The 1,733-nt window shown below is 67.5% G+C and carries 2 protein-coding genes and 1 pseudogene; all 3 read left to right on the top strand.

Features of this window, described 5'->3' with window-relative positions:
- Nucleotides 1-379: pseudogene (locus JHD07_RS12880) on the top strand (single-stranded-DNA-specific exonuclease RecJ); the annotation flags it as partial.
- 33 nt (nucleotides 380-412) lie between these two features.
- Complete coding sequence (locus JHD07_RS12875) at nucleotides 413-1,222, top strand: glucose 1-dehydrogenase (RefSeq protein ID WP_291622591.1); 810 nt, start codon at nucleotides 413-415, stop codon at nucleotides 1,220-1,222.
- A 95-nt stretch (nucleotides 1,223-1,317) separates the two neighbouring features.
- On the top strand, nucleotides 1,318-1,733 hold a 416-nt coding region (locus JHD07_RS12870; protein ID WP_291622600.1), incomplete at its 3' end, for a class II aldolase/adducin family protein.

The raw sequence follows: 1,733 nt of genomic DNA, 5'->3' as shown, positions 1-1,733 counted from the left end.
CGAGCTCTATATCGACGGGGCTGTCTCAGCACGTGCGGTGACGCCGGAGCTGGCGACGACGCTCAACCGCGCCGGGCCCTTCGGCAGCGGTAACCCGGAGCCCGTGCTGGCGCTGCCGGCCCACCAGCTCGTGTTCGCCGACGAGGTCGGGCAGGCGCATCTGCGGCTGCGCTTCAAGTCGGGTGACGGCGCCATCGTGAACGGCATCGCATTCCGTTCGGTCGGCCAGAAGCTCGGCAATGCGCTGCTCGCCAATCGCGGCCAGCAGCTGCATGTCGCCGGCTCGCTCTCGGTCGACCGCTACCAGGGTGCCGAGCGGGTGCAATTCCGCGTGGTCGACGTTGCGCTACCGGACCAGGGGCCATCCGTGATTAGGTGATAACGCGCTAAACAACAAAAAAAGGGAGTGAACATGGCAGGGCAGGTTGAGGGCAAGATCGCGCTGGTGACGGGCGGCGCTTCCGGCATTGGCGAGGCCGTCGTCGAGCTTTTCGCGCGCGAAGGCGCGACGGTTGTCATCACCGATGTGGATGAGCTGCGCGGTCCGGAGCTCGCCAAGCGCGTGACGAACGCCGGCGGCAAGGCGATCTTCCTGGAGCAGGACGTCACCAGCGAGGAGCGCTGGATCGAGGTCGTCGCGGAGATCGCCAGGCGCTACGGACGGCTCGACATCATGGTTTCCAATGCCGGCATCGGCATCGCCGTGCCCTCGATCGTCGACATGACACTCGCCGACTGGCGCAAGCAGAACGCGATCAATCTCGACGGCGTATTCCTCTCGGTCAAGCATTGCCTGCCGCTGATGCGCAAGCATGGCGGCGGCTCGATCATCATGATGTCCTCGCTGGCGGGCTTGCGCGGCGCTCCCGGCCTGTCGGCCTATTCGGCCACCAAGGGCGGCGTGCGGCTGTTCGCCAAGTCGATCGCGATGGAGTGCGCCGCGGCGGGCGACGGCATTCGCGTCAACTCGGTTCACCCCGGCATCATCGATACGCCGATCTGGGGCAAGATCCCGACGGGGGCGACCGGCGCCGGCCAGAACGCCCCGATCGATCCGGAGGAGCGCGCCAAGGTCGCCACGCCGCTCGGCCGTGCGGGCCAGGCGGCGGAGATCGCCTCGGGCGTGCTGTATCTGGCCTCCGATGCCTCGCGCTACGTTACCGGCAGCGAGCTCGTCATCGACGGCGGCATGAATGCCGGCGGCGTGCCGCGGCGCGCATAGGCCACGCAGGGCAGGGCGGCGCGAGCAGGGCTGACGCGCCGGCGCCATCCTTGTACAAGAGCGGCAGCTTCCGACCGACAGAGGTGTCTCCCGCCATGGCGCACAGCCTTCACGCATCCTCACCCGCGCCGCATCGTTCGAACCGGCCCGATCTTGCCACCGACGCGATCCGCACCGCGCGCGAGGATCTTGCCGCCTGTTTCCGGATGGCCGCGCGCAACGGCTTTGAGGAGGGCATCTGCAACCACTTCTCGGCGGTTGTGCCGGGCCATGACGACCTCTTCCTCGTCAACCCCTACGGCTACGCCTTCCGCGAGCTCACGGCGTCAAAGCTCCTGATCTGCGACTTCCACGGCAACGTCCTCGACGGCGAGGGGGTGCCGGAAGCGACGGCATTCTACATCCATGCCGAGATGCACAAGCGCCTGCCGCGGGCCAAGGTCGCTTTCCACACGCACATGCCCTACGCGACCGCCCTGTCGATGACGGAAGGCGATCCGTTGATCTGGGC

Source organism: Bradyrhizobium sp. (assembly GCF_016462955.1).
Lineage (GTDB): Bacteria > Pseudomonadota > Alphaproteobacteria > Rhizobiales > Xanthobacteraceae > Bradyrhizobium.
This window is presented reverse-complemented; position numbering and strand designations above follow the sequence as displayed.

Coding starts and splice junctions, on each gene's coding strand:
- JHD07_RS12875 (WP_291622591.1), top strand. CDS start 413: ATGGCAGGGCAGGTTGAGGGCAAGATCGCGCTGGTGACGGGCGGCGCT.